The sequence below is a fragment of the Priestia koreensis genome (assembly GCF_022646885.1).
GTDB lineage: Bacteria > Bacillota > Bacilli > Bacillales > Bacillaceae_H > Bacillus_AG > Bacillus_AG koreensis_A.
Genome location: NZ_CP061868.1, coordinates 2477435 through 2502299, shown reverse-complemented (window position 1 = coordinate 2502299; position 24865 = coordinate 2477435). Strand labels below are relative to the sequence as shown.

Genomic DNA, 24865 nt, shown 5'->3' with positions numbered 1-24865 from the left:
ACAATTCAATTGTAGATAAGATAATAAACAAAAACAGATAAAAAGGGAGAGATACAGTAATGAAAACTTTATATGAAACAACCGTAACAAATACAGGTGGACGTAACGGAGAGGTATTTTCTCCAGACAATATTTTTAATTTAGATGTAGCAACACCACCAGCATTAGGCGGAGAAGCAACAACAGCAACAAATCCTGAACAACTATTCGCAGCTGGATATAGCGCATGCTTTAACAGTGCGTTAGAATTTCAATTGAAAAAGCATAAAGTTGAGATCGAAAGCAGCCAAGTAACGGCAACGGTTCGCCTTCTTGCAGATACAAAAGATCAAGGTGTGAAAATTGGCGTATCCTTGGAAGCGCACATTGAAGGATTAGACCTTGAAACAGCTAAAAAATACGTGGACCTTGCACATGCATATTGCCCATATTCAAAAGCAATCAGCGGAAACGTTGAAGTTGATGTAAAAGTCATTTAATAATCATAAAACCCTCGAGAAATCGGGGGTTTTTATGATGGTCTATCTATAAATATATTTATAGATAGATGTTTATTTTCTAATTTGTATTATAGTTAAAATGGGCTTACAATTAGTCTTGTATTTCACATACACTACGTTATTTTTAGGAGGAACTTATAATGAGTAAACATATATTAATGGTTGTGACAACAGCTGATAAAATGAATGAAGGACATGAGACAGGTCTTTGGCTTTCAGAATTCGGCGAAGCGTACGTTGAGTTTGCAAAAGCAGGATATGAAATTACAGTTGCGAGTCCAAAAGGTGGAAAAGCACCGGTCGATGATCGCAGCTTAGAAGGCGAAACGCCACAAGAAATTTTAGACACAGCGGTATATCTAGAAAATACGTTGAAATTAGAAGATATTAAAGACGCGTCTGCATACGATGCTATTTTCTTACCAGGTGGACACGGAACAATGTTTGATTTACCAGATAATGAAAAATTGCACGCGCTTCTTCGCGAAGCATATGAAGCAAATAACGTTGTAGCAGCTGTGTGCCACGGACCAGCAGGTCTTGTGGGAGTAAAACTTTCAGACGGTACACCGCTTGTTGCCGGAAAAGCGGTAACGGCATTCACAGATGAAGAAGAGCGCGAAACAACGCTAGATCAATACATGCCGTTTTTACTTGAAACACGCTTACGTGAATTAGGAGGAAAATTCGTTGCGGCTCCAAACTGGACGGATCACCTTCAAGTAGACGGAAACTTAATTACAGGTCAAAATCCACAATCAACAATTAGCGTAGCAAAAGCGGTTGTTAAAACGTTAGCATAAAACATGGGGCCACATATGCCGAGCTATTTTCATGCATATGTGGCTCTTTTCTTGTATGGTAAAAAGTAAGGTGGAAATACTGGTGATTAAAAAGACGAGGAGGAGATCGAATGAGTGCCATTACGATTAATGCAATTTTAACGGCTAAGCCTGGAAAAGAGGAGCTACTTCGTAAAGAGCTCCAAGCTGTACTGGAGCCGTCTCGCGCAGAAGCAGGCTGTGTTCAATATGTGCTCCATGAATCAATGGAAGAACAAGGCGTATTTGTTTTTTATGAACTTTGGCGAGATGAAGAAGCGTTAAACGCTCACGTTGAGGCTGATCACTATAAAAACTATCGTGAAAAGACGGCAGATCTCGTAGCGGAACGCCAAGTTTTCCGCTTGCGCCAGATATAAAAGAAGCATCGTCTCTATGACGATGCTTTTAACATGTCAAAGGAGAGAAAAAAGAAACATGATTGATTTTGAATGGTATCGAAGTTTTATCTCCATCTACAAGCACCGTTCGGTATCCGCTGCTGCAAAGGCTCGAATTTTAACACAGCCTGCGATGAGTCAGCACTTAGCGGCATTAGAGGCAGAGGTAGGAGAGCCTTTGTTTATTCGGGCTACACGAAAAATGATTCCAACGGATAAAGGAAAAGAGCTGTATACAACGTTAGTACCGCTCATTGAAAAACTAGAAAGTACCACCCTTGAAATTCGCCACGTGGCCTCTGAGCCCCAAACTCCTATTGTTCGAATTGGTTCACCTGGGGAGTATTTTACAAAAAAGGCACTCCCTAGTCTTAAACGAGTAGACGGTCGCCTTTCCATTCAATTTGGCGTTGCGACGAAATTACTAGAGCTGCTGCAAGGTGATGAAGTGGATCTCATCATTACGACTCAAAAGCTTCAAGTACCAGGAATTGAAAGTGTGAAAATAGAGGAGGAGCAGTTTGTTGTGACCGCTCCTTATGACGTTGACTCAACGCTTACCGAAATTGGTGAGATTGAATCATGGTTAGACGAACAGAGATGGCTAAGCTATGGTTTAGAGCTACCCATCGTACGCCGCTTTTGGCGAGAGCACTTCGGAAAGCGACCGCCCATTCAGCCTTATCATATTATCCCTGACCTGCGTGTTGTGTTAAAAGCAATCGAAGAAGGAATGGGAATTAGCGTCCTTCCTACGTATTTAATTGCGGATTCGGTTGAAGCGAACAAAACGAAAATTCTCTTTCCTCATCTAGCAGTGAACAATACGATTTACATGGCGTATAAAAATGATGTCAAAGATTATCCGCCCATTCAGCAGGTGCGACATTTGCTGAGCGGAGACGATTGATGTTTGCAATAGGGCAGTAGAATGACTGTAAAAGGTCTAGGAGGGAAACATGGTCATAAAAATGGAATTCGGATACGAAGACGAGTACATGAGCTGTGCCGCAAAAGTTGGTCGCAATATTCATCAACTTCAACGTGAGTTTGATCAGTGGATATACGACCGGGGGAATGACCATCCTTATTGGCAAATTGCGTATATCGATGAAGAGGGAAACGAAGGCTACGGCGTGTCTTTCAGCGGTGAAACCTTTGTGAATTGGCTGAACAACGTAAAGTTTCGTAAAAGAAAAAAGGTTGCCAGACTGGTGAGTGCAGTACCAAGCCACTACTAAAAAGTGCTTCGCTTTTAATGTGAAGCACTTTTTTGTTTAATAAAACGTCATATGCGCTTTTTCTTTTTGATAATAGCTCATTCGGTCCTGAAGTGATCCGGTATGAAATTCAAATTTGTGTCCATCAGGATCTGTAAAATAAATCGACTTTTTGTCTTTTTGATCTCTTTCACGACCAGGAAGAATATGTACGCCACGCATTTGCAGCATGTGAAGCGTCTGATCGAAATCTACTTCCTTAATCGTAAAGGCTAGATGTGTATAAGAATGATGAATTTCCCGACGCGGGATGTCTGTTTCCACATTTAACGCAAGCCAAATGCCGTTGAGATCAAAATAAGCGGTTGTTCGCCCTTTTACTAACAGTCTTGCACCGAATACATCCTGATAAAACGCAACGGATTGGTCCAGGTCGGAAACCGAAAATAACAGGTGATTAAGTCCTTGAACAGGCACTTGTTGCTGCCATTCAATCCGTTCGTTTTTAGCCTTTTCAATGATCGTTCGGATAAAGGGGCCTTTTGCTTCGGTATACGCGGAGCGGTCATCTTTGTATGTAAGGGCGAGCGCGCGTTTTAGCGCCTCGTAGGCATGTAATGCATCTTCGTGTTTCTTTAAATAATCACGGAACAAACGTTTTTCCTGCCAGTCTTTGCTGCCATACGTGTAAAAGTGAAGGTGAAACCGCTGTCCGTTATTCGCTTCTCGCCAGAAAAAGCGGCGCTCGGGAAATTCAGCGTGTAGCACGTGATGATAACCGAGTGCTTCTAGAGATTGAATGCACGCTTCTGCACAATCTAATGTTTCCACGGCGACCATGATGTCAATAATCGGTTTGGCTGCTAGTCCCGCAATGGACGTACTGCCAATATGTTCAATGCCCTTTATATGCGACTCAATGACAGATAATAATCGATTCTTCTCATTCTCAAAGTATTCGACCCATTTTATCTGGGAATCTTCGAGCGTAACGTGTTGATTCAAAAAATCATTCCTTTCGTGTGTAAAGTGAGTGCGAATCCTTATTATACCATGGGTAAAAATGGACAAAATGAATGATTGGAATTTAGTATAAGAAGGTTACTTGTCTACAAATAATACACCATACTAACTAAGCGTAGGGAGGAAGGGAAATGCGGAAAAAAACGTTTATCGCAAGCCTTCTTGTAGCCATCTTTTTATGTCCACTTTATGCGGAAGCGAAGCAACCTATTTATCAGTACGGACCAGGTGAAAAGCTAGGGAATACGTGGGGAGGATTGCCGCTTCAACCGTATCTTGATAGTCTTCCGAAAACCTCTAAAAAAGCGGTGGAAGATCGTACCGTTGTCTCCATGCCAAAAGGAGGCGTTCGCGTATTTCGGTTGTATCGACCATCCGCGCCTCATTACCACACGAAGTCAGATGCGATTTTATATGTTCTATCTGGAAAGGGAACGTATGAAGTAGCGGACGGGAAGACTATTGAAGCAGAGCCAGGTACGATGATGTACTGGCGAGCTGGAACGCCACATGCTCTAGTAAAACTTACAGAGGGACCACAAGATATACTAATTTTTGACGTAGGTGTGAGAAGTCCAAGTGATATCATTTATCTTGATCCAAAAGACGAAGGAAAATTTTCGTTAGACTGAGGGGAAGCGAATCGATGAGAAACTGGATTATAAGTAGTGTGATAATCGCTAGTATGATTGGCTGCCCAGATCGGAGTCATGCTGTTTCCTCTCTTGAAACGGTGACAACCTTTGATAAAGAAAGGCCCGGAAATCTAGCTACTACTTCAGATGGTCGTATCATTGTTACGATGTCCGCATTATCACATCCAACCGTAAATGTAAGAGAGATTTTGCAAAACAACAAAACAAGAGCGTTTCCCAATCTAAAATGGGCGAGCAAACCCACTGATAACGAAATGGGAATTGAACGAACAATTGGCATCAAAGTATCTTCAAAAGGAACCGTATGGATGTTAGATATGGGAAGTGAAGACCTGAGAAGATTACCAAAGCTTGTAGGATGGAATACGAAAACAGAACGGATAGAAAAAGTCCTACCAATTCCGAAAGAATCACTTTCAAACCATCCATTTCTTCATGATTTTGTGATAGATGAAAAGCGACATAAATTTTATATTGCTGATATGGATTTTAGCAATGAAAGCAAAAGAAGTGAACGTCCTGCTCTTATTGTCGTGGATATGAAAAATGGGCAGACAAGCCGGATTTTGGAAGGTATTAAGCCATTTATGCCGAGCGGCGATTCGATTCGCGTAAATGGGAAAATCATCTCTAGTAAAACCTCTGCTGGTACTTTAAAAGCACATCAGTACGGATTAAATCCTATTTCTATTGATCCTCAAGGGGAGTGGGTATATTTCGGTGCAATGAGTGGAACAGATGTGTTTCGAATTCGAGCTGAAAAGCTATCCACGCTGCCAAGCGGATCAAAAGAAACAAAGAACGTTGAATGGTACAGTAAAAAGCCTCACTGCGATGGATTTGTCGTGGATGATAAGGGAAATATCTATGTAACGGATATTGAACAGTCTGCAATTGGTATTAGTAATCCAAAAGGCTACCGAATAGTGATTAAAGACGATCAAAAACTGCAGTGGCCAGACGGCTTAAGCATCGGGACAGATCATTTTCTCTATATCACCGTTAATCAATTAAATACGCTTCCCGAATTAAACGGGGGTGTAGATGAAAGTAAGCCACCTTATTATGTCCATCGAATGAATATAAAGAGCCTTAAGTAAGGCTCTTTGTGTTTACCTTCCAAATCATGTGAGGAAATCCTTTCCCCCAGTAATCGTTCAGGTGGTAGGTGGGAGCGCCAAATTTCTTTGTCCAAATGCGCTGTGCTCGTTTGTAGCCACTGTCTAGGCAGAATTCGTCAAGACCTTGATTTTGTAGAGCAGTGCAAATCGCAGCCAGTAGCTGATTCCCAATCCCTTTTTGCTGATGACTTGGGTGAACAAAAACCGTTCCCACCTCTAGTAAATAACTTAACTCTCCGTTTGTACACGTCTGAATAAGCGCGCTACAAGGCCCATACTCAATCGTACCGATGATTTGTCCGTTTAGCTCCGCGACTAAAAAATATCGACCTTTTCCGTTGCTTTTCATATCCAAAATCGAGATAGTGCTTTTTTGATTGAATCTCATCGTTTATATCATCTGTCAAGTGACCAATGCCCTCATGCTGATACGTATCATGAATAACGAGCTCAAAAAAATGATGCAGATCATAAGTATCTTGATCCGAAGGTCTTCTAATGTGAACGTCCATTTTTCCACCTCCATCAACATAAATTAAACAAACAAGAGAAATATCCTGCCAAACACAAAAACACCAGCAGATGAAAGCTCATCTGCTGGTGTTGCTTTAGTGCGTTTCGTTCTCTTCTGCGATGAGTAATTCTCTCATCGTAATGTTTTGACGTAGGCGCTGTGCCATATCAAAGGAAATGCTTTTTTGTTCATACATTTCCTGTACTTTGTCACGCTCCGCTTGGATGGCATCGTGTGAAAGAGCGTCCATCACGGATTGATTGCGGCCTTTTCGTGAGACCAATTTGCTAATGAGTGCATGATACTCTTTAATGACGGCCATAGAAGCATCACGGTTCTCCGCTGTCATCGATTCACGGATTTTATCGACAGCCGCACGCGAGCTTTCCATCTTCAAGGTAGCCAGTCTACGTTTTAGCTTACGTTCTTTACGAGCACGCTTAACAGCTTTTGAGCTGAATGCACCTAAGAAGCGGAAGACAAGTCGCTTGAATGTGACCCACATCATGACGAGGCGATGACCGAACTTGGCGGTTAAAGCAAGCTCCATACGCTTTGTGTGAGTAAGAGAAAGCTTAATCGCCTCTTTATCCGCATCGGGGTTTTCAAGTTGCTGTTCTAAATATTCCTTTTCTGCTTGAAGACCTGTCAGCCATACTTGATTTAAACTTTTTTGGTAACGGAAGCTATTTTTTTGCGTTTGGTCGATATATGCATCATTAATAAGCTGCTTATACTGAGATCGTAAGACGACAACTTCCTCTTCGTTTTCTTCGTTGGTTGAAGAGTTTAATTCGTCGATTGCAGCACGACATACCTTTACAAATGCTTTTCGTTCTTTGACATAGTTATCTGTTTCCGTTGGTTGCTTTTCTTCTTTTTCGGCAATCATCGGTAAGAAAATACTTGCGATGAGAAGCGAAAGGAGAATTACGCCTGCAGCAATAAAGATAATTAACGATCGTTCTGGAAAAGGACTGCCGTCTGCAAGTGTAAATGGAATTGAGAAGGTACCGGCAAGTGTAACGGCTCCTCGTACTCCAGAGACGGTCACAAGACCAACGCCTCTCCATGACGGCTTAAACGAGCTCTTGTTTAATTTCCAACCCGCAGACCAAGACAGATACACCCATAAGAAGCGCATCGCAAATAGCGCAAGCGTAATAATAAGGATGTACATAAGCACTTGTCCATTGTTGTAGTTAATATCGTTAAAAATGGTTTGAGCAATCGCTGGAACTTGTAATCCTAACAAAATAAATACAAGACCGTTTAGCACGTAAAGGATAACAGTCCATGTGCTTTTAGAAACGATACGTAAGCGAACGGTTGGGGATTCCTCACGATCACGTTCAATCGCATGAACAATTCCCCCAGCAACAACTCCAAGGATTCCTGATAAATGGAAGTGTTCAATCACTAAATAAATCACAAACGGCGTTAAAATTTGCAGAAGCATATGAACCGTTACGTCTTCCATACCGAATCGGCGTATAAGTACGCGGAAGCGAATAATTAAAAACGCAATGACCGCACCTCCAGCAAATCCACCAATCGCGATTCCTAAGAAGCTGAGCGTAGCATCGGTTAATGAGAAATAGCCGGTTACGGTTGCAGCTACCGCAAATTTAAATGCGACAAGACCCGATGCATCGTTCATCAGTCCTTCACCTTCAAGTAAGTGCATAATATCTTTTGGCATTTTCACACGCCCTGACATGGCACCTACTGCTACGACGTCCGTTGGCGATAAAATAGCGGCTAAAGCAAACGCTGCTGGTAATGGGATCGTAGGAATTAACCAGTGAATGACGTATCCGATGACAAATACGGTTACGAAAACGAGGCCTAGTGCTAAAAATAAAATCGGCTCACGCAGTTTCCATAATGCTTTTCGCGGCACGTTTTTCCCGTCATTAAATAAAAGGGGAGCGATAAATAGAATGAAAAATAATTCTGGCTCCAGAGGGATATGCATTCCAAGGGGAAGTAAAGCAACGATACCACCAAGGGCAATTTGAATAAGTGGTACAGGGATGAATGGAATAAAGTGATTGATCATGTTCGACAGTAAGATCGCTACTAAGAGTAACATGATCATAATAAACATTTCCACGAGTTTTTCTGCCTCCTTTGTTTGATTGTTTTGTCCATATTGCATGTGAGAATGAGTGCTGTTATGTATGAAAGTACCTCATGTATGAGTAAGTGAAACAGGTGTTACTTAGTATGAAACAAGATCACCTATTTCATGACGAGGTGATCAGAAAACAGCAAGAAAATATGGAGGGCACGGTTTTCATCATAATATGGACAGGCTTTCTTATGCAAGCAACTAAACCAAGGAATCGGCAAAACGATTCATTTAATGAAAATTGCGAAAAAAAAGCGGTTTTATTTGTAAGAATAATGGTAAAAAAACTGGTTTTTTACTATAGTGAAAGCATATAGAAGAAAAAATGAGGTGCAACAGTTAAATGAAGGCATTGGTCATTGAGAAGTTAGAGAAACGAATCGGAAATCAAATCATTTTTCCTGCGATTGATTTAACGATTACGTCAGGAGAAGTGGTGGCAGTTCAGTGTAACGCTGAGATCAGAAATCAATTCATACATATGCTAGTTGGTGGAGTACCTGTATCAGCAGGAAGGATTATGCTGAACGATGAGGAGCTGCCAAAGCATTTTAAAAAACTTTGTGAGAACGTAGGTCTTTTATTCGCACAAGAAGCCTTTTATGATCGGTTGTCTGTTTACCAATATTTAAGCTTCTATAAACGCCTGTACGCTGGGAACAGAGAGGTAGACGAGTTTTTAAAAATGGTGGGTCTCTTAGAAAAAAAGAAACAGAGGGTAGACTCTTTGACCTTTTCGGAGAAGAAACGCCTGCAGCTTGCTCGAATTATATTACATGATCCTGATCTACTCGTGCTAGAAGAGCCGACTCAAAATATTGATTTGGAAAGTCAAATTATTATAAAGCGCGTTATTGCTGAGCTAGTGAGAGAACAAAAAATCATTTTAGTCTTGAACAATTACGTCGAAACGGCAATTGAACTGACAAGCCGTGTATATAGCTTAACGAAAGAAGGATTGCGCCAAATTGAAGTAAAGGACGAAGGAGACTTAAACAATGGGGAGGTGGCGGTTTCTGTACAGGAAGAGGAAGAGATCCTGATTCGTCCCATTCGCTTTGAGAAAATCCCAGCTAAAGTAAATGAAAAAATTATCCTGTTTGATCCAACTGAAATTGCGTTTGTTGAAAGCCATGATGGCGTATCGCATTTACACGTGAAAGGAGAAACCTTTCCTTGTACCTATACATTAAATGAATTGTTCGACCGATTACAAATGTTCGGTTTTTTTCGCTGTCACCGTTCATACATCGTGAATCTCCAAAAGGTGAGAGAGGTCATTACGTGGACTAGAAACAGCTACAGTCTCGTTTTAGATGACGCAGAAAAAACATCGATTCCGTTATCAAAGGGGAAGTTAAATGAGCTTAAAGACATTATCGGCTTGTAGATATTGCGAGGAAGACATGCTTTTTTTGCTCCATTCAGCTCCAAATAGCTCCATTTACACCGAAAATCACTCCTTTTATCGCTTTTATAATGCTGCCTGACACGTGACATCGTACAGTAGAGATAGAAAGCGATCACAGTGAAAAGGGAGGAAGTTAGGTGGAACATGCGATTGAAATTAAAAATGTAACAAAAGCCTTTGAAAATAAGGTGGTGTTAAAAAACTTATCATTTTCGGTTAGGAGAGGCGAAATATTCGGATTTTTAGGGCCGAGCGGATCTGGAAAAACAACGACAATTAAGCTTTTAACGGCGCAGCTCTTACCAACAAGCGGTGACATCACCGTGCTTAATCAATTTATCCGGGATCAAAAAAAAGATACATATATGAATGAAATTGGTATCTTAACAGATAACAGTACTCTCTATGAGCGATTGACTATTTATGATAACCTGCTCTTTTTCTGTCAGCTGTTTGCCATCCCAAAACAGCGAATTGAGGAGGTGCTCGAGGTAGTCAACTTGCAGAGTGAGAAGAAAAGTATAGTCAAAAAGCTTTCAAAAGGAATGAAGCAGCGCGTTTTGTTAGCAAGAGCTCTTTTACATAAACCATCCATCTTATTTTTGGACGAGCCTACTTCGGCACTAGACCCGGTGAACACAAAGCACATCTACAGTGGGCTACGTCAGCTTAATGAGAACGGAACGACGATTTTTCTTACCACGCATGATATGTATGAAGCAGAAGAGTTATGTGATCGCGTTGCCTTTCTCCACAAAGGTGAAATCAGCCTTTTGGACACGCCGAAAAAGCTACGTCTTCAGCATGCCAATGACACCATTACCTTAACGCTTCAAAACAACCGTGAAATAACAGTAAACAAAGATGAGAAAGGTGCAAATATGATTAAGGACTATATGATGAGTGGTGAACTGGTTGCCGTTCATTCAAATGAACCGACGTTAGGTGATCTATTTGTCCAGCTAACAGGGAGGGAACTGTGATGATGTCATTAAGACGCATGAACGCAATTTTAATCAAGGACTGGAAGGATCTGTTGAAAAATTCATATATTCTTTTTACGCTTGCGATGCCCCTTGTATTTTCCGCGTGGATAGGAAGCAGGCAGGATGTGAACGCTTATAGCGCGGTTATTCTTGTGAATTTGGCGTTAGTCATTACGGCCTGCTTCGTTCAGGCAGCAATGGTAGCGGAAGAAAAGGAGAAAAGTACGCTTAGGGGCCTCTTGCTTTCACCTGCGAGTACGATTGAAATTTTAATCGGTAAAAGCGCGCTGACCGCTATTTTAACCATTTTGATTATCGCTGGCTCAGTGCTTTTAGGAGGAATTACCGTACCTGCCATAGGTATTAGCGTATTAAATATACTGCTGTGTCTGATTATTTATGTGGTAGGCGGGACGTTGCTTGGGCTTTTATCAAGAACGGTAATGGAAACAAGCATTATTGGCATGCCGATTATGCTTTTGATTGGCATGGGTGGAATTATAAAAAGCGTCATTGAAAATGATACGCTCAAAACGTTGATCAGCTATCTTCCAAACGACCAGTTTGAGCAAATTTGGTTAGCGCTTGATAAAGGAAAGAGTTTTAGTGATGTTGGAAGTCATTTTCTCATTCTTGTGGCGTGGGCAATCGGTGTCCTTGTGATAACGATCATCGTTTACCGAAAGCGGCAGTTTGATTAAAAAGGAGACCAAGCGCTTGGTCTCCGTTCTGATCTTATTGCGGGGCTTTTAAGTGTTCATTTAAAATGCTGTCTTCAAGCATAGAGGACGTATCGCCATGCACGCGCACGATATGCTTCTCACCCCATGCACAAAGGGAATCAAGAATGGTTTGCAAACTCCATCCGTATTCACTAAGCTGATATTCTACTTTTGGTGGAACTTGGTTGTAAATCATGCGGTCAATAATGCCGTCCTCTTCAAGCTCTCGAAGCTGCTGAGTGAGCATTTTTTGCGTGATGTTTGGCATTAATCGTCTTAATTCACTTGTTCGTTTCTTACCGTGCGTTAAGTGACAGAGAATGACACACTTCCATTTTCCGCCGATCACTTCAAGTGTTGCTTCTACTGAAATGTTGTATTTCTTTTTCATGTGTACCTCCTTCTAAGTAGGAGCGTGATGAGCGCCTTTGTACGATCTAATTTTAACCATTAGGGTAGTTTTTGTTTGTACGGTCTTTATCATACCATGTTTTGAAACGTTCGATCTAAGAAACGAACTGGGCATCAGCTTGTGAACAAAAAAAGTTCAGTTTCAAATGAAAAAGCCTGCTAGAGCACAGGCTTTTTAGGTAAGGAAAAAATTGTGACTGGAGATCGTAACGCCGTTCACTTTAAGAGACAGCGTGTGAAGGCCTTCGTAATGCTTTCTCGTCGTTAAATCCTTAAAGGAGTGGCGCTTTTGAAATTCTCTTGTTTCATTTTCCTTCATTTCAAACTGCTTTAAAATAAAACTTTTCGCTGATCTGCTTCCTGTTGCTTTGACGAAATCAATTACATATTCAATGCGAACGGGTTGATGATGGGAGGAGTGAACCGTGAACGAAACGAGTAAATCATCGCCAATGGCTAGCTCACTTTTGTCGAGACTAACGTGATCAATCGTAATGCCTGTCGGATCGCCGTAGCCAAACAGTGTGAGAGCTCGTTCGTTCCCTTTCTTTAAGAGAGAGCGACACGCATGTTTAACGATCCAGTTTGTTTCAGAATGATTTCCATACCAGTCGTAGGCAATATCTAGAACAAAGTCAGCATCTAGGTAAGAGACATCATTGAGATGGTTTGCTACGCTTTTGCGTACATAGAGTGATTCATCTTGTTTCAATTGGTTAAGAATCGCAAATGTTTGCCTTGGATTCGATTTCAATGAGGGGACGGTTAATCCCCATGGAAGCCTCGGTCGAGACCCCTCGCTTGCCAGCCTTCGTACATGTTCGTTGTCACTCTTGGACCATTCAATCATTTGTTTCATCATCCGCTCATTGTCTTCTAATAGAAACGGACGAACAGCAAACTCAGCGCTTGATAGCTTGGTGAAAAACGCCAGTGCCTGCATCGATTTTTCCCAGTGTGCAAGGCCATAGACTTGGACAAAGTCAGGGAAGACAAGGCCAGGTAATCCTTTTGAAACTTTGGGTGCTACCTTATATAAAATGGAAAGCGCCTTTTCATACTCCGTCGGTAATGTAGCATAAAGGGAAGTAGTGACTCTTCTCATTCGCTCCTTTAGGGTTAAGTGCTCCCAATCGTTCTGAAACACGCTTGAACGAAAAGAAGGTAAGTCAAAAGAAGGGAGTTCCTTCGTTACTAATTGTGATAAAGTGTCAATAAATTGCGGACTATATGCATGCCGTAATTCCCCAGCCATTTATGTTCCTCATTTCATATAAGTGTGCGATCGTATGTTCTATTATAACAGAAAGAAAAACCAGGCGGGCATTCTCCACCTGGTTTTCTTATTTTTCTACCCATTTACCATCTTCGTTTTTATAATACGTTTGCTCGACAGCACTCCACGCAACTTGATGTGCAGTTTCGTCCTCATCATACTCCTTCGTCGCAGAGTTAAATGCTTTTTTGTAAATTTCCTGTGCATGATGTGGAAGGTGATCGGTAACGCTCTTCGGTAAATCCTTTAAAGATGTATAAGACATAGTATCCATCCTCCTTATCTGCTTATTTCCCAATTTCATCCTAAAAGAAACCTAGAATGAACGTGTTCACGCATTTCTGAGCTGTTTTGCTCATATAGTAAGATGGCTGAATTTTATGTAGTAAGTCGTTTTTCCCTTATAGCTAACGAGATAGGAGCGAGAGATATGTTTTCTAAAAAGAAGGGAAATGAACATGAAGGCAAGAATGAAAAACAAATACAAGTAAACGGAGAGATTCATCTTCCGAAAACGCATGTGCTATGGAAGCAAATTCATATGGTGAACTTGACCGTTCAAGATTTGGGTTATTTACAGAAAGCCAAACCGTTTATAAAGGAAAATATCACATGGATTGTCGACGAATTTTACCGACACTTAAACGCTGAAAAAAGCTTAACGACTATTATTGAAAAGAATAGCAACATCAATCGCTTAAAGAAAACGCTAACTGATCATGTAGGAGAGATGTTCGACGGTGTTATTAACGAGCAATTTATTCAGCGCCGAATGCGAATTGCGCAGGTTCATGTGCACATCGGTCTTCTACCTAAATGGTACATGTGTGCCTTTCAAAATTTACTTCTATCTATCATGAAAATCTATCATGATCATTTTCATGATACAACGGAATACGGAAATTATTTAGCAGCGACGACTAAAATATTGAGTCTAGAGCAACAAATTGTGCTTGAAGCATATGAGAATGAGCGAGAACGCATTCGTCTAGAAGCGGAGAGACAAAAGCAGCAAATTCTTCTACAGGTAGATCGCACGTCAGAGATGCTAGCGGATGTGACGGTAGAAACGAGTGCGGCTATTCAACAACTATTGTCGCAATCTGTGCAAATTATTGATTTTTCCAGACAGGCAAGTTCAATGGCGACGATTGTAGAGTCGCAATCAAAAAATGGAATGCATCAGCTCGAAAATCAAAAGAGAGAAGTGGAGAACGTTCAGGCATTCATGAAAAGTATCCAAAAAGAAATGGCGCAACTTGAAAATATTGCAACAGACATTAGTGCAATTGTTGGCCTTGTAACGTCTATAGCGGATCAGACGAATTTACTTGCCCTTAATGCTGCGATTGAAGCGGCCCGTGCAGGAGAGGCTGGAAAAGGATTCTCCGTTGTGGCTAGTGAGGTACGAAAGCTTGCAGAACAGACAAAAAAATCAGCAGGTGATGTGTCATCGCTCATCGAAGCCACTAATGAACAGATTCAAGATGTTGCAACATACATGAGTGATATTAACGAATCAGTGATCAAAACAGCTGAAAACGTGAATCAAATTCGAACCTTCTTTGGTGAGATTGTCGAGACCATGAAGGACAGCAAAGAGCAAAACTTATTAGTGGAAGAGCAAATGAACGAATTTAAGCAAGCGATTCAGCAAATTAGTCATTCGATGGAGAAAGTAGCAGATACCGCAAAAGAACTAGTGTCGTTATCGTTTATTCAAAAAGAAAAGTAAAAGCTAAGCGCGATGCTTAGCTTTTTTGCGTGAAAGTTAAGGTACAAGATACTCATTTGCAAGACTTGGATTTTGGTAGCGTGCCATACCTGTTTTTGTCTGTTTTAACCCAAATCGACTGTAAAACGCTTCGTTTCCGGTAGTGGAAATTAAGTGAACGCAAGAGACGTCTTTTAACCGTCCTAAAAGATTTTCCATGATAGATTGTCCAATTCGCTGTCCTTGGAAATCATTATGCACAACCACGTCATAAATCGCTGCATTAAAAACTCCGTCTGAAATGGCACGTCCGATTCCGACCACTTTCTCTTGGTGGAAGGCCAGGCAAATGACGTTGCTTGCGGCAAAAATCGTTTGGATCGCATCTGGAGTATGACGGTTCCATCCAACAGATTGATAGACGCACTGCAACTGGTTAACATCAACGTTCTCGATCGTTTCAGATAATGTAATCATCAACAATTACTCTCCACGTCTTTTTTCGTAGCTTTTAAAAATAAAAAGAGCGGAATTCGTTTTCGTCGTTCAAACGTTTCGTCGCTCAAGAAGAACTCACGACGAGGAGAGGACTCCTTTAAACTTTCTACGGTAAAGCCACTTTCTTGTAAAAGCTGAAAGTATTCCTCGAGCGTACGGTGATACTTTTCAACACTTCCACCGAGCCATTGCTGTGTTCGATAACCCATTGAAAAATAATTATCAACGACCCAGCTTGTCCGTAGTCCAGCAGGCTGAAGAGTGGATGTAATAACGGGGTGCTCCACCGAGAAAATGATTGTCCCCCCAGGTTTCAATGCAGTATGTATGCGGTCAAAGATTGTTTTTAAATCTTCGAGGTAGTGAAACACAAGACGTGAAACGACAAGATCATACTGTGCTACAGGAGGATTCCATTCCTCAAGATCTACACGTTCGAGCGTAATTGATTCATGCTCAATCTGTTGCTGAGCGAGATCAATCATATTTTTGGAGCCGTCAATGCCGTGATAGAAGGAACAGCCTCTTTGTAACAAATCAACTCCAAATCGTGCATCTCCGCATCCGAGATCTAGAACGGCTTTATCCCCCACATCACCAAGCAAATCCATCATAACCGGCTTTTCGAGCGTATCGTTTGCATTCTCTGGTCGTTCTCGAAGACTAGTATACTGTGAAAACGTGTCGTTGTGATCGTAAAATCTAGAGCCGCGATCTTTCATTAAAAAGTCCCTCCTTTTACACAAATTACCTTATTATAGCGCTGTTGGTCATTAAATTCAATATTTTCTGCGAATTAATACCCATCCTCACTCGTTGGCAGAGGGATATTTTCCTGCTTTTCTAACACTTTAAGACGTTCGTTCAGCCGGTCAAGGGCGTTGTCTTGTAACATGGTCACTTTATTAAAGTTGTTAAGGGCTTCTTCTTTTTGAGCGCTTTTCACCTCTAATAATTCAACTCGTGGCTGTAAATTGACAAGCTTTTGAATGGTTTCCCGCGTATACCTTTGCGGCTGGTAATAGGGCCAATACTGGTACATCTCACATCCCTCCTTATGGAAAAATAGGTTCTAGGTAGATCATTACAAATAATGTATGTATGAGACAAGCAAAAGGGAACGATAAATGCCTAAACGGAGAGCGAACAAGGAATTCTCTTATTTATGTCGAATTTTGGTAAAAGACTATTTTGCTAGAAATGAGGATGAGGATGGATTTTACCGTTAAGCAAGCAACGTTTAAACGAGTTATTTCAGAGGCAAGCAAAGCTGTTTCAGCAAAAGGAGGAACAGCCGTCTCGTCAGGAATTAAAATTACCGCTCAGCCGGATGGATTAGTAGTGACGGGAGCGAATTTGGATATGATGATTCAGCTATTTGTCCCGACCATTGAGAGAAATATAGAAAAGGTACATATTAGAAAAACAGGTGAGGCGGTCATTCCTGCCAAATTACTTACTGAACTTGTGCGAAAACTGTCTCATGACATTCACATTACGACGAGTAAGACAAAAATTACGATTCGATCTGGGGAAGTAGTTACTACGCTACAGGGGCTTGATCCATCTCACTATCCAACACTGCCCTCCTTTGAAAAGCAGGATCCCATCGTTATACCTAGTCAGCATTTTGTACAAATGATTAGGCAGACGGTTTTTGCGGTGGCGAAAAACAGTACGAGACCGTTATTGACAGGTGTTCATCTGTCAGTTCAAGGGGGAAAGCTGAGATGTGTGGCAACCAATTCTCATCGATTAGCGCTAAAAGAACAGCACGTTACGTATGATCAAAATATTTCGCTCGTTGTTCCAAGCGCGAGTTTGCAAGAATTGGTGAAATTAATTCAGCAAGAAGAGCAGGACCTTCACCTTTTTTTCACGACCAGTCACGCGATCTTTCAATTAGGATCGTTAACGGTATATTCTCGTCTAATTGAAGGTCGATATCCTGATGTGAGCGGCTTGTTTCCAACGGATATGAAGACTACTCTTGTTGTTAATACAAAATCATTTTTACAAGGAATTGACCGAGCCTCTTTATTTGCAAGTGAATGGAAGCACAACAACATTCGGCTTAAACTAGAGGATGGGCGCCTGAACATTGCTTCATTTGAATCAGAAATGGGGCAAGTACAGGAAAAGCAGGAAGTAGAAAAGATAGAGGGTGAAAGGGAGTTTCATATTTCGCTAGACGGTTCGTTTCTGCTTGATGCGCTAAAGGTAATGGAGGAGGAGCATATTCAAATTCATTACGACGGTGCGATGAAGCCCATTGTGATTGAACCTCTTTCATCATCTTCACATCGCCATTTGATCTCACCTGTTCGCTCATAGGAAAAGTCAGGTAGAGATCTACCTGACTTTTCTCATTTAAAATCCGTCTTCAGCTGTGAATGGAATATTAAAGCGCTTTTCAAGTACACGAAGGCGCTGATTCAAACGGTTTAATCGAAACGTGTGGCGCTCTACGACTTGATTTAAGCGGGTAATTTCCCGAATTTGCTGAACGTTTTGACGCTCAAGTTCTGCTACACGCTGCTTGAGGCCACCTACGTTTTGGTTTTGAAATCGTGTGTCATATGAAGGGAAAGGCTGCGCATACGAATAGGGAACATAGTAGTGAAGGTACTCAGTTGTATACCCGGTATGTTGATAGTGATTCATAAACAAACATCGCTCCTTATATAGGTCATTACCCTATACGTTATGTAGAAAAAGAGAAAGTGAGAGGGCGAACGCCTATAAAAAACGTTATTTCTTATTCGTGATCAGAAGGTTTCTGCATCTCTTCTATTCGCGCTTCTAAACGCTGAATGGTCTCGTGTAAACGAGAAGAATCAACCCCTCTTCGAACCGCAGCTTCAATAACTGCATAAAGGATAAGTAGACCAACCCCCCAGAAAAATAAAGGTGCCAATACATTCATTTTTCTCCCCCCTTTTAGGAACACTTCCGTTGTATTTTAGTGCTTCATAGAAATATATTCCATTTTATCACAGATCTATTCTTTTGTGTTTTAATGCGGGCAGTCCATCAGTCAAGTAATGAAATCCGATACGTGGTCGCTTTTTGCATTTGAAGAAGGAATGTTCGGCGAGGAGTCAAACACGTGATGTAACAAATAAATAATCTTGTCTATGTAAAAAAATGGTAAAATTAGGAATGGATCATATGTAACTGAAAGGAGCATAGAGATGCTACAAATTGAACCTGTTTCTCTTCCTACTGTTAGCCAAGCTAAGGAGCTTATTTACGAGGGTTTCCTCGATTATTTTCCTTCGATTGATGAGTCCCTTAATCCAGATTTACACCATATCCTACAAACCTATGAAGGCGCGGGTTCGCTGTTTTTGATCGGGAAAATCGGTGAGGAACTAGTATGCACAGGTGCTTTTTTACGAGAAACAGCAGACACGGCACGGATTTGTCGTATGTCTGTTGCTCATCGCTATCGAAAAAATGGATACGCAAAGCAGATGGTTCATACGTTAGAAACACAAATTAAAGCACTGAAGTACAAGCGGATTGTGATTGAAACAACAAAAGAGTGGACAAAGCCTATTCGTTTATATGAATCGTTAGGCTATACGATCGTAGATAGAGATGGAGAAGAAGTTCATTTCGAAAAGGTGCTATAGAGTAGCCAGACTGGGTCTTGAACACTTTCTCATGGGAGGATTTGCTGTTTTTTCGTGGAATAGATTACCTAGTATACATAGTTAAAGGAGCTTAAAATAATGGGATCAATTATTGATTATTACACAGCGTTTGATGAATGGGGAAGGCTAGACCGTGAACCGCTTGAGTTTCAAATCAACTGGCATTACATACAAAAATATCTTCCAAGCAGTGGTCACATTTTAGATAACGGAGCCGGGCCAGGAAAATATGCAATGCGCCTCGCACAGGCAGGGCATACGGTGACGCTCACCGATCTTGTTCCACGCCTTGTAGAGGTTGCAAAAGAGAAAGCAGTGGAGCTTTCAGTGGCTGAGCAATTTGCAGATTTCCACGTAGCCGATGCGCGTGACTTGTCTCACTTTTCAGATGAAGTCTTTGATGCTTCTCTTGCACTTGGACCGATGTATCATTTGCAGGAGAAGGAAGATCGCAACAAAGCGATAAAGGAATTATATCGCGTAACGAAGAAAGATGGTTTCGTGTTTGTTGCCTTCATGCCACGAGTTCGCCACGTATTAAATTCGCTTCGTTCACCGCTACGCTGGAAGCCAAATCATGAAGCGGAGAACTTAGAGAAGTTCTCAGAAACAGGCATATTTAATCACGCTGATGAAGGTCGTTTTACAGGAGCGTATTATTTCAACGTAGAAGAAATCGCTCCATTTATGGAGCAGCATGGCTTTGAAACCGTACAGCTGATCGGATCATCTAATCTAGGGGGGTTAATGACGGAAGAAGAAATGGCGTATTGGCAAGAGCGAGGCGAGGCGCAGCATATGATGAATGTATTTATTGAAGCTGCAAAAGATCCCGCTCTTTTAGGCGTGTCAACGCATCTTTTATACATTGGACGAAGAATAGGATGGAGCAGTTAAAGAAGCTGTTTCCATCAGACGTTTATCGATTGTCCGTAGCTGATTTCAATCACCGTGCGATTCACTTGTATAAAAAGATTGGTTTTTCCGAGGTGGAGCGTTTTCAACATAAAAACGTACCGTTCATCGTTATGAGCATGTAAATATTAATAAAAGCAAGAACCTGCTTTCATTCAGAAGTAGGTTTTTATTATGTAACAAACAAAAGAATAATAAATAATAAAAAATAGTTGACGAATGACTAAAAATGAATTAAATTTTTAGTCAAATGATTAAATGTTTAAAAACTTAAACATATAAAAATAACAGAGGTGAATAGAGAATGAAAAAAGGAACGGTTTTAATTACGGGAGCATCAGGTGGAATTGGGAAGGAGTTGGCCACACATTTTTCCAAAGAGGGGCATTCGCTTGTTCTCGTCGCACGAAGCGCAGAAAAATTAGCTGAAGTAAAGCAGAATTTAGAGGCTCGGTATGGGGCAAATGTCATACTATTCATAAGAGATTTATCTGATCCAGATCAAATTCAGCAATTGCATCAAGAACTTCAGGAGCGGGGCATCATTATTGATTATTTAGTCAATAACGCAGGATTCGGTCTGTTTGGAGAATTTACAGAAACGGATACAGAAAAAGAATTGAATATGATTGATTTGAATATTCGTTCATTAACTCATTTAAGCAAGCTGTTTTTGCCAGGAATGGTGGAACGACGAAGTGGTGGGATACTAAACGTAGCGTCTAGTGCAGCCTTCCAGCCAGGCCCTTTAATGGCAGTCTATTATGCAACAAAAGCGTATGTTCTTTCTCTTAGTGAAGCATTGGAAAACGAAGTGAAGGGAACAGGGGTTACGATTATGGCTTTGTGCCCTGGTCCGACAGATACTGGCTTTTCAAACCGCGCTGATTTAGGGAAGTCAAAATTGTTTCAAAGCGGCGTGATGGATGTTGAAACCGTAGCAGAAATTGGCTATAAACAGTTCAAAGCTGGTAAAACGATTGTTATTCCAGGCTTTAAAAATCGCGTAATGGCAAATTCGGTTAAATTTTTGCCAAGAAAATGGGTGACAGCTATTGTTCGAAAGGTCCAAGCTAAAGCATAATCATAAGTAAGGAATGAAGCAGAAAGATGAGGAGTGATGAAGTTGACTGAAGAAGCGATGATAGGGGAGCAGACGCTAGAAGATGTGAAGGCGTTGGTCGAGAAACAAAAAATATTCTTTCGAAGCGGTGAAACAAGACCTCTTGCGTTCCGAGTTCAAGCACTAGAAAAGCTAGGAGCGGTCGTACGACAAAATGAAGCTCGAATTATTCATGCATTAAAAAAAGATCTGAATAAGTCGGAGGCAGAGGCGTACACAACGGAAATTGGCATTTTATTAGAAGAAATTAATTTTACCTTAAAGCACTTGAAGAAGTGGATGGCACCTGAAAAGGTCAAAACGGCTAAAACACATATTGGTTCAAAAGGCTACAAAATTGCCGAGCCGTATGGTGTTACGCTCATTATTGCGCCTTGGAATTATCCGTTTCAGCTACAACTCTCACCGCTTGTGGGCGCCATTGCAGCAGGAAATACGGCTATTTTAAAACCATCTGAATTAACACCGCACACGTCACACTTAATGGCTTCGCTAATGAAAGAAGCTTTTTTAGAGAAATATGTCGTTGTTGTTGAAGGTGGTGTCAAAACAACGCAGCATCTGTTAGAGCAGCCGTTTGATTATATTTTCTTTACAGGAAGCGTTCCTGTTGGAAAGGTGATTATGGAAGCAGCGGCCAACCAGCTCATACCCGTTACCCTAGAGCTAGGTGGGAAAAGTCCGTGCATTGTAGATGAGACAGCCGACATTGCGCTAGCAGCAAAACGCATCGCATTTGGAAAGTTAACGAATGCGGGGCAAACGTGCATCGCACCTGACTATTTGTTTGTTCATGAACAGGTTCGTGAGGCGTTTATTAGAGAGTATATAAAAGTGGTTCAAGAGTTTTATGGCAAAGATGCAATCGGCAATGAGAAATACGTCAAAATCGTTAACGATCGCCATTTTAATCGATTAAAAGAGTACTTGCAGGACGGAGAGATTTTATACGGTGGACGAGCAGATGAAGAGGTTGAAAAAATTGAACCAACGCTGCTTGTGCCGCGAAATCATAATGTCCCTGTGATGACAGAAGAAATATTCGGGCCGATTTTTCCTGTTTTGAGCTACAGCGATATGGAAACGGTTGTTGATTTTATTCTAAAACGACCAAAGCCACTGGCGCTCTACATGTTCACGACGAATAAGGAGAACGAGCGTAAGGTGATGGACGAGATTTCATTTGGGGGAGGCTGTGTGAACGACACGCTTATGCATATTGCTACTCCATACTTACCTTTTGGTGGAGTAGGTGAGAGTGGAATCGGAAGTTATCACGGTGAATCAAGTTTTACTACTTTTTCACATTATAAAAGTGTGCTAAAGCAAACAAACAAATTTGATTTTAGCTTTCGCTATCCAAATGCAAAAAACGGGTTGAAAATTATTAAGAAGCTGTTGAAGTAGCGAAGAGCTGTGGGGATACCACAGCTCTTTTTTTATTGTAAAAGTGGAAGAAACCCCCGCCATGTTTCAAGCTTAAGTAGGGAATAGTAAGAATGGTGTTTCAAGCCGAAATAACACACGCTCTCCCAAAAGGGTGTAAAGCAAGGGGAAAAGCAAATTGGAATCAATGACATTTGTTTTATTCGGAGCGACGGGAGATCTTGCTAAACGAAAGATTTTTCCCGCGCTCTATAACTTATACATCGACCAAAAGGTACCAAGCACTCTTTCTGTGATTGGACTCGGTATGGATGAAATGTCGCTTGCTGATTTTCATCAGCATGTCAAAGACGCGGTGACATCGTTCTCACGCCGAGACCCGAGCGAAAATGAGCTACAAGCCTTTTTAGAAAAAATTCTCTATACAACGCTAGATGCGAAAAAAGAGGACGACTACAGCAAGCTTTTACAGCTCGTAGAAGAGCAGGAGAAAACATATGATATTCCCGGCAACCGCCTCTTTTATTTATCAGTCGCCCCGATGTTTTTTGACACAATTGCCCTTCATATAAAGAAAAGCGGGCTCGGATCGACAAAAGGGTTTAAACGATTAATCATTGAAAAACCGTTCGGACATGATGTGGAGTCCGCGCAAGAGTTAAATAACCATTTGAATCATGCGTTTGAAGAAGAAGAAATTTACCGCATCGATCACTATTTAGGAAAGCCAATGGTTCAAAATCTCGAAGCACTTGAGTTCGCAAACCCGGTGTTGCAAGCACTTTGGAATAACCAGTACATTGCAAACGTTCAAATTACCGCGAGTGAAACCGTCGGAGTAGAAAAACGAGCAGGATATTATGATGGAGCTGGAGCAATTCGGGATATGTTTCAAAACCATATGCTTCAACTCTTAATGATGACAGCAATGCACCTACCGAAGAAAATTTGTGCAAGTGATATTCGAGATGAAAAACGTAAAGTGATTGAATCTCTTCGTCCGCTCACCTCAACAGACATTCAAGCAAGCGTTGTAAGAGGACAGTACGGAGCAGGAGAGATGAAAGGAAAGGCAGTGCCTGCTTACACGGACGAACCAGGCGTGAAGGAACATTCACAAACCGATACGTTTGTTGCCGCTCGTCTGTGGATTGATAATGAATTTTGGCAAGGCGTTCCGTTCTATATTCGAACTGGGAAGCGTCTAAGCGAAAAATCAACGCGAATTGTGATCGAGTTTAAAAATCCATTAAAAGATCTGTACGTCGATCAAAATCAAGAGGTCGCACCAAATCTCTTTGTGATCCAAATTAATCCGAATGAAAGCATGTCTCTTCAGCTTAATAGTAAAAATCCGTTGAAGAATGGCCAGCTTGAAACCGTTTCGATTCATTTTTCGAGCGATCAGGATGAAATTCCAGAAGCCTATGAGCGATTAATTTATGATGTGTTTCGCGGGGACTCCACGTTTTTTGCTCATTGGAAAGAGGTAGAGCTTGCGTGGAAATGGATTGATCCGCTTTTACAAGCATTTCAGGAAAACACGCTGCCGCTAAATACGTATGAAGCAGGAACAAACGGACCAAAAGAAGCAGACGAGCTCGTTCAAAAAGATGGATTTACGTGGTGGACGGGAAAAGATCCCGCAGAATCAAAACTATCGGTTACTTTATAACTTATTTGGAGGTTAACATTATGAAATTTTTTATTGATACAGCAAACATTGACGAAATTAAACAAGCACATCGATTAGGTATTTTATCAGGAGTAACGACAAATCCGTCATTAGTAGCAAAAGAGGGAATTAAGTTTGAAGATCGCATCGAAGAAATTTGTAAACTCGTTCCAGACGTTGAATCTGTTTCAGCAGAAGTGACGCCTGATATTACAAAGTCAGAAGAGATGATTAAACAGGCAGAAGAGCTAATTAAAATTAACGGCGGAGACAAAAAAATCACCATTAAACTTCCCATGACGATGGACGGTTTAGAAACATGTCGCTATCTAACAAAAAAGGGTGTCAAAACAAACGTTACGCTCATTTTTACCGTGAACCAAGCACTTCTTGCCGCTCGTGCTGGTGCAACGTATGTATCACCGTTTTTAGGGCGTCTTGACGATATTTCAGAAGACGGAGTACTTCTGGTAGAGAAAATTGCCGAGCTGTTTTTAATTCATAATTTAGATACACAAATTATTGCGGCATCTGTCCGTCATCCAGATCACGTAACGCGTGTGGCATTAGCAGGGGCTAATATTGCAACCATTCCGTATAAAGTCATTGAACAGCTTACAAAGCATCCGCTCACAGATCAAGGAATTGATAAGTTTGCGGCGGACTGGGCGAAGGTAGGAAAGTAGCCGAAAAAAGAAG

General features: G+C 41.3%; 29 protein-coding genes and 2 pseudogenes. 19 read left to right on the top strand and 12 right to left on the bottom strand.

Annotated features, from left to right (window positions below; all coding sequences use genetic code 11):
* Positions 1-59: 59 nt before the first annotated feature.
* From IE339_RS12775 to IE339_RS12755, 5 genes are all read left to right on the top strand, one after another.
* The gene (locus IE339_RS12775) at positions 60-479 is read left to right on the top strand and encodes an organic hydroperoxide resistance protein (protein ID WP_242168029.1); all 420 of its coding nucleotides are present in this window, start codon (positions 60-62) and stop codon (positions 477-479) included.
* A gap of 161 nt (positions 480-640) precedes the next feature.
* Complete coding sequence (locus IE339_RS12770; protein WP_242168028.1) at positions 641-1303, top strand: type 1 glutamine amidotransferase domain-containing protein; 663 nt, start codon at positions 641-643, stop codon at positions 1301-1303.
* 110 nt (positions 1304-1413) lie between these two features.
* A complete protein-coding gene (locus IE339_RS12765; RefSeq protein ID WP_242168026.1) occupies positions 1414-1701 on the top strand; it encodes a putative quinol monooxygenase in 288 nt (95 codons plus the stop codon).
* A 58-nt stretch (positions 1702-1759) separates the two neighbouring features.
* A complete protein-coding gene (locus tag IE339_RS12760) occupies positions 1760-2632 on the top strand; it encodes a LysR family transcriptional regulator (RefSeq protein ID WP_242168024.1) in 873 nt (290 codons plus the stop codon).
* 49 nt (positions 2633-2681) lie between these two features.
* Positions 2682-2963: a hypothetical protein gene (locus tag IE339_RS12755; protein WP_242168022.1), complete on the top strand. Its 282-nt coding sequence runs from the start codon at positions 2682-2684 to the stop codon at positions 2961-2963.
* A 36-nt stretch (positions 2964-2999) separates the two neighbouring features.
* On the opposite strand, the gene fosB is transcribed toward IE339_RS12755, so the two are convergent.
* Complete coding sequence (gene fosB / locus IE339_RS12750) at positions 3000-3419, bottom strand: metallothiol transferase FosB (RefSeq protein WP_242176191.1); 420 nt, start codon at positions 3417-3419, stop codon at positions 3000-3002.
* 45 nt (positions 3420-3464) lie between these two features.
* A pseudogene (locus tag IE339_RS12745) lies at positions 3465-3947 on the bottom strand (GrpB family protein); the annotation flags it as partial.
* Between the two features lie 149 nt (positions 3948-4096).
* On the opposite strand from IE339_RS12745, the gene IE339_RS12740 reads away from it, so the two are divergent.
* Both IE339_RS12740 and IE339_RS12735 read left to right on the top strand, forming a co-directional pair.
* On the top strand, positions 4097-4597 hold the full coding sequence (locus IE339_RS12740) for a cupin domain-containing protein (protein WP_242168020.1): 501 nt from the start codon (positions 4097-4099) through the stop codon (positions 4595-4597).
* 14 nt (positions 4598-4611) lie between these two features.
* Complete coding sequence (locus tag IE339_RS12735) at positions 4612-5721, top strand: major royal jelly family protein (RefSeq protein WP_242168018.1); 1110 nt, start codon at positions 4612-4614, stop codon at positions 5719-5721.
* Here the strand turns inward: IE339_RS12735 and IE339_RS12730 are convergent.
* A pseudogene (locus tag IE339_RS12730) lies at positions 5714-6254 on the bottom strand (GNAT family N-acetyltransferase). The gene IE339_RS12735 and the pseudogene IE339_RS12730 overlap by 8 nt on opposite strands.
* Positions 6255-6350: 96 nt before the next feature.
* Complete coding sequence (locus IE339_RS12725; RefSeq protein ID WP_242168016.1) at positions 6351-8372, bottom strand: Na+/H+ antiporter; 2022 nt, start codon at positions 8370-8372, stop codon at positions 6351-6353.
* A 361-nt stretch (positions 8373-8733) separates the two neighbouring features.
* On the opposite strand from IE339_RS12725, the gene IE339_RS12720 reads away from it, so the two are divergent.
* From IE339_RS12720 to IE339_RS12710, 3 genes are all read left to right on the top strand, one after another.
* Positions 8734-9780 carry a LytTR family transcriptional regulator DNA-binding domain-containing protein gene (locus IE339_RS12720; RefSeq protein WP_242168014.1) on the top strand — a complete coding sequence of 349 codons (1047 nt, stop codon included), beginning with the start codon at positions 8734-8736 and terminating at the stop codon, positions 9778-9780.
* 158 nt (positions 9781-9938) lie between these two features.
* Entirely contained in the window at positions 9939-10784 is an 846-nt protein-coding gene (locus IE339_RS12715) for an ABC transporter ATP-binding protein (RefSeq protein WP_242168013.1), read from the top strand.
* Entirely contained in the window at positions 10784-11488 is a 705-nt protein-coding gene (locus IE339_RS12710; RefSeq protein ID WP_242168011.1) for an ABC transporter permease, read from the top strand. The genes IE339_RS12715 and IE339_RS12710 overlap by 1 nt, the downstream gene beginning before the upstream one ends.
* Positions 11489-11522: 34 nt before the next feature.
* Here the strand turns inward: IE339_RS12710 and IE339_RS12705 are convergent, their stop codons facing one another.
* The 3 genes from IE339_RS12705 to IE339_RS12695 form a co-directional block, all read right to left on the bottom strand.
* Positions 11523-11900, bottom strand: a complete 378-nt coding sequence (locus IE339_RS12705; RefSeq protein WP_242168009.1) for a winged helix-turn-helix transcriptional regulator — start codon at positions 11898-11900, stop codon at positions 11523-11525.
* A 195-nt stretch (positions 11901-12095) separates the two neighbouring features.
* Positions 12096-13175, bottom strand: coding sequence for a DNA alkylation repair protein (locus IE339_RS12700; protein WP_242168007.1), 1080 nt, complete (start codon positions 13173-13175; stop codon positions 12096-12098).
* 88 nt (positions 13176-13263) lie between these two features.
* Positions 13264-13461, bottom strand: coding sequence for a ChaB family protein (locus IE339_RS12695; RefSeq protein ID WP_242168005.1), 198 nt, complete (start codon positions 13459-13461; stop codon positions 13264-13266).
* 165 nt (positions 13462-13626) lie between these two features.
* Here IE339_RS12695 and IE339_RS12690 point away from each other — a divergent pair, with 165 nt between their 5' ends.
* A complete protein-coding gene (locus tag IE339_RS12690; protein WP_242168002.1) occupies positions 13627-14931 on the top strand; it encodes a globin-coupled sensor protein in 1305 nt (434 codons plus the stop codon).
* Between the two features lie 36 nt (positions 14932-14967).
* Here IE339_RS12690 and IE339_RS12685 read toward each other — a convergent pair whose 3' ends face one another.
* The 3 genes from IE339_RS12685 to IE339_RS12675 form a co-directional block, all read right to left on the bottom strand.
* Entirely contained in the window at positions 14968-15387 is a 420-nt protein-coding gene (locus tag IE339_RS12685; protein WP_242176189.1) for a GNAT family N-acetyltransferase, read from the bottom strand.
* A complete protein-coding gene (locus tag IE339_RS12680) occupies positions 15387-16130 on the bottom strand; it encodes a class I SAM-dependent DNA methyltransferase (RefSeq protein ID WP_242168001.1) in 744 nt (247 codons plus the stop codon). The genes IE339_RS12685 and IE339_RS12680 overlap by 1 nt, the downstream gene beginning before the upstream one ends.
* Positions 16131-16204: 74 nt before the next feature.
* Entirely contained in the window at positions 16205-16450 is a 246-nt protein-coding gene (locus tag IE339_RS12675) for a hypothetical protein (RefSeq protein WP_242167999.1), read from the bottom strand.
* A gap of 170 nt (positions 16451-16620) precedes the next feature.
* Between IE339_RS12675 and dnaN the strand changes: the two genes are divergently transcribed.
* On the top strand, positions 16621-17742 hold the full coding sequence (gene dnaN / locus IE339_RS12670) for a DNA polymerase III subunit beta (RefSeq protein ID WP_242167997.1): 1122 nt from the start codon (positions 16621-16623) through the stop codon (positions 17740-17742).
* Between the two features lie 36 nt (positions 17743-17778).
* Here the strand turns inward: dnaN and IE339_RS24760 are convergent, their stop codons facing one another.
* Both IE339_RS24760 and IE339_RS12660 read right to left on the bottom strand, forming a co-directional pair.
* The gene (locus IE339_RS24760) at positions 17779-18072 is read right to left on the bottom strand and encodes a hypothetical protein (protein WP_053402443.1); all 294 of its coding nucleotides are present in this window, start codon (positions 18070-18072) and stop codon (positions 17779-17781) included.
* Positions 18073-18166: 94 nt separating this feature from the next.
* A complete protein-coding gene (locus tag IE339_RS12660) occupies positions 18167-18334 on the bottom strand; it encodes a hypothetical protein (RefSeq protein ID WP_242167995.1) in 168 nt (55 codons plus the stop codon).
* 268 nt (positions 18335-18602) lie between these two features.
* Here IE339_RS12660 and IE339_RS12655 point away from each other — a divergent pair, with 268 nt between their 5' ends.
* The 7 genes from IE339_RS12655 (at position 18603) to fsa (ending at position 24852) form a co-directional block, all read left to right on the top strand.
* Positions 18603-19046 carry a GNAT family N-acetyltransferase gene (locus IE339_RS12655; RefSeq protein ID WP_242167993.1) on the top strand — a complete coding sequence of 148 codons (444 nt, stop codon included), beginning with the start codon at positions 18603-18605 and terminating at the stop codon, positions 19044-19046.
* Between the two features lie 99 nt (positions 19047-19145).
* Positions 19146-19964, top strand: a complete 819-nt coding sequence (locus tag IE339_RS12650) for a class I SAM-dependent methyltransferase (RefSeq protein WP_242167991.1) — start codon at positions 19146-19148, stop codon at positions 19962-19964.
* Positions 19952-20107 (top strand): GNAT family N-acetyltransferase, encoded by a 156-nt coding sequence (locus IE339_RS12645; RefSeq protein ID WP_242167990.1) that lies wholly within the window; start codon positions 19952-19954, stop codon positions 20105-20107. The genes IE339_RS12650 and IE339_RS12645 overlap by 13 nt, the downstream gene beginning before the upstream one ends.
* A 179-nt stretch (positions 20108-20286) precedes the next feature.
* The gene (locus IE339_RS12640) at positions 20287-21066 is read left to right on the top strand and encodes an SDR family NAD(P)-dependent oxidoreductase (protein WP_242167988.1); all 780 of its coding nucleotides are present in this window, start codon (positions 20287-20289) and stop codon (positions 21064-21066) included.
* A 57-nt stretch (positions 21067-21123) separates the two neighbouring features.
* The gene (locus IE339_RS12635) at positions 21124-22512 is read left to right on the top strand and encodes an aldehyde dehydrogenase (protein ID WP_431522789.1); all 1389 of its coding nucleotides are present in this window, start codon (positions 21124-21126) and stop codon (positions 22510-22512) included.
* A 157-nt stretch (positions 22513-22669) separates the two neighbouring features.
* Complete coding sequence (gene zwf, locus IE339_RS12630) at positions 22670-24166, top strand: glucose-6-phosphate dehydrogenase (RefSeq protein WP_242167984.1); 1497 nt, start codon at positions 22670-22672, stop codon at positions 24164-24166.
* Between the two features lie 20 nt (positions 24167-24186).
* Positions 24187-24852 carry a fructose-6-phosphate aldolase gene (fsa, locus tag IE339_RS12625; protein WP_242167982.1) on the top strand — a complete coding sequence of 222 codons (666 nt, stop codon included), beginning with the start codon at positions 24187-24189 and terminating at the stop codon, positions 24850-24852.
* Positions 24853-24865 lie beyond the last annotated feature (13 nt).

What these genes read in the sequence shown, in the direction of transcription:
- IE339_RS12775 (WP_242168029.1), top strand. Translation starts at nt 60, where the DNA reads ATGAAAACTTTATATGAAACAACCGTAACAAATACAGGTGGACGTAAC.
- IE339_RS12770 (WP_242168028.1), top strand. Translation starts at nt 641, where the DNA reads ATGAGTAAACATATATTAATGGTTGTGACAACAGCTGATAAAATGAAT.
- IE339_RS12765 (WP_242168026.1), top strand. Translation starts at nt 1,414, where the DNA reads ATGAGTGCCATTACGATTAATGCAATTTTAACGGCTAAGCCTGGAAAA.
- IE339_RS12760 (WP_242168024.1), top strand. Translation starts at nt 1,760, where the DNA reads ATGATTGATTTTGAATGGTATCGAAGTTTTATCTCCATCTACAAGCAC.
- IE339_RS12755 (WP_242168022.1), top strand. Translation starts at nt 2,682, where the DNA reads ATGGTCATAAAAATGGAATTCGGATACGAAGACGAGTACATGAGCTGT.
- IE339_RS12740 (WP_242168020.1), top strand. Translation starts at nt 4,097, where the DNA reads ATGCGGAAAAAAACGTTTATCGCAAGCCTTCTTGTAGCCATCTTTTTA.
- IE339_RS12735 (WP_242168018.1), top strand. Translation starts at nt 4,612, where the DNA reads ATGAGAAACTGGATTATAAGTAGTGTGATAATCGCTAGTATGATTGGC.
- IE339_RS12720 (WP_242168014.1), top strand. Translation starts at nt 8,734, where the DNA reads ATGAAGGCATTGGTCATTGAGAAGTTAGAGAAACGAATCGGAAATCAA.
- IE339_RS12710 (WP_242168011.1), top strand. Translation starts at nt 10,784, where the DNA reads ATGATGTCATTAAGACGCATGAACGCAATTTTAATCAAGGACTGGAAG.
- IE339_RS12705 (WP_242168009.1), bottom strand. Translation starts at nt 11,900, where the DNA reads ATGAAAAAGAAATACAACATTTCAGTAGAAGCAACACTTGAAGTGATC.
- IE339_RS12700 (WP_242168007.1), bottom strand. Translation starts at nt 13,175, where the DNA reads ATGGCTGGGGAATTACGGCATGCATATAGTCCGCAATTTATTGACACT.
- IE339_RS12695 (WP_242168005.1), bottom strand. Translation starts at nt 13,461, where the DNA reads ATGTCTTATACATCTTTAAAGGATTTACCGAAGAGCGTTACCGATCAC.
- IE339_RS12690 (WP_242168002.1), top strand. Translation starts at nt 13,627, where the DNA reads ATGTTTTCTAAAAAGAAGGGAAATGAACATGAAGGCAAGAATGAAAAA.
- IE339_RS12685 (WP_242176189.1), bottom strand. Translation starts at nt 15,387, where the DNA reads ATGATTACATTATCTGAAACGATCGAGAACGTTGATGTTAACCAGTTG.
- IE339_RS12680 (WP_242168001.1), bottom strand. Translation starts at nt 16,130, where the DNA reads ATGAAAGATCGCGGCTCTAGATTTTACGATCACAACGACACGTTTTCA.
- IE339_RS12675 (WP_242167999.1), bottom strand. Translation starts at nt 16,450, where the DNA reads ATGTACCAGTATTGGCCCTATTACCAGCCGCAAAGGTATACGCGGGAA.
- dnaN (WP_242167997.1), top strand. Translation starts at nt 16,621, where the DNA reads ATGGATTTTACCGTTAAGCAAGCAACGTTTAAACGAGTTATTTCAGAG.
- IE339_RS24760 (WP_053402443.1), bottom strand. Translation starts at nt 18,072, where the DNA reads ATGAATCACTATCAACATACCGGGTATACAACTGAGTACCTTCACTAC.
- IE339_RS12660 (WP_242167995.1), bottom strand. Translation starts at nt 18,334, where the DNA reads ATGAATGTATTGGCACCTTTATTTTTCTGGGGGGTTGGTCTACTTATC.
- IE339_RS12655 (WP_242167993.1), top strand. Translation starts at nt 18,603, where the DNA reads ATGCTACAAATTGAACCTGTTTCTCTTCCTACTGTTAGCCAAGCTAAG.
- IE339_RS12650 (WP_242167991.1), top strand. Translation starts at nt 19,146, where the DNA reads ATGGGATCAATTATTGATTATTACACAGCGTTTGATGAATGGGGAAGG.
- IE339_RS12645 (WP_242167990.1), top strand. Translation starts at nt 19,952, where the DNA reads ATGGAGCAGTTAAAGAAGCTGTTTCCATCAGACGTTTATCGATTGTCC.
- IE339_RS12640 (WP_242167988.1), top strand. Translation starts at nt 20,287, where the DNA reads ATGAAAAAAGGAACGGTTTTAATTACGGGAGCATCAGGTGGAATTGGG.
- IE339_RS12635 (WP_431522789.1), top strand. Translation starts at nt 21,124, where the DNA reads ATGATAGGGGAGCAGACGCTAGAAGATGTGAAGGCGTTGGTCGAGAAA.
- fsa (WP_242167982.1), top strand. Translation starts at nt 24,187, where the DNA reads ATGAAATTTTTTATTGATACAGCAAACATTGACGAAATTAAACAAGCA.